The organism is Deinococcus rhizophilus (assembly GCF_030271215.1).
GTDB classification, from domain to species: Bacteria; Deinococcota; Deinococci; order Deinococcales; family Deinococcaceae; genus Deinococcus; species Deinococcus rhizophilus.
In genome coordinates this window covers 1-696 of record NZ_JASNGB010000363.1, presented here as the reverse complement: position 1 = coordinate 696, position 696 = coordinate 1, and the positions used below count along the sequence as shown (strand labels likewise).

The 696-nt window shown below is 59.8% G+C and carries 2 protein-coding genes; both read left to right on the top strand.

The window, feature by feature from the left end:
• Positions 1-175 precede the first annotated feature (175 nt).
• The gene (locus QOL99_RS17355; RefSeq protein ID WP_285525660.1) at positions 176-445 is read left to right on the top strand and encodes a transposase; all 270 of its coding nucleotides are present in this window, start codon (positions 176-178) and stop codon (positions 443-445) included.
• Positions 446-465: 20 nt separating this feature from the next.
• Positions 466-696, top strand: a 231-nt coding sequence (locus QOL99_RS17350) for an IS3 family transposase (RefSeq protein WP_285525659.1), incomplete at its 3' end; no start/stop codon positions are given.

Below are 696 nucleotides of genomic sequence, written 5' to 3'. Positions count from 1 at the left end.
TCACGTTGCAACTTCCGCTCACTCCAAGTTGGACTCAGGGTCGCATTTACTTTGACCTGATCACGCACAGGTGTCGTCTCGGGCCGGGTAATGGTCTGCTCCCCGAAAACTGGACGGTCAGGACTAGAGACTCAGGCTCGCCCCCAGCCCTAGGCTGGAAAGTGAGGCGACCTCTATGAAAACCCGTCAGTTCTCCGAAGACCAGATCATCAAGCTGCTCCAGGACGCCAGAAAGGGCGAGAAGCCTATCGAAGAGCTCTGCCGCGACCTGGGATGCAGTACCGCGTCCTTTTACGCCTGGAAGAAGAAATATGGCGACACCAGCCCTGACGAAGCCAAACGGCTTCGTCAGCTCGAGAAGGAAAACGCCCGTCTCCTGCGGATCGTCGGCCAACAGCGGCTCGAGATCGACGCGATGAGGGACGTGATTCAGAAAAAGCGGTAACGCCCACCGAGAAGCGTGCTGTGGCGAGGCAACTCGTCACGGCACGGATCAAGCCCGAACGGGCTTGCTTCCTGGTGGGCCTGCCCAAATCGACCTGGCACTATCGGCCGAAACGGCGCCAAGACGGTGAACTTCGGCGACATATTCGCGAGCTGGCCCTGCTCCACCCTCGGCGGGGGTATCGGTTCATTCACGCCCTGCTGCTGCAGGAAGGGCATCACCTCAACCGGAAGAAAGTCCGGCGCATCTGG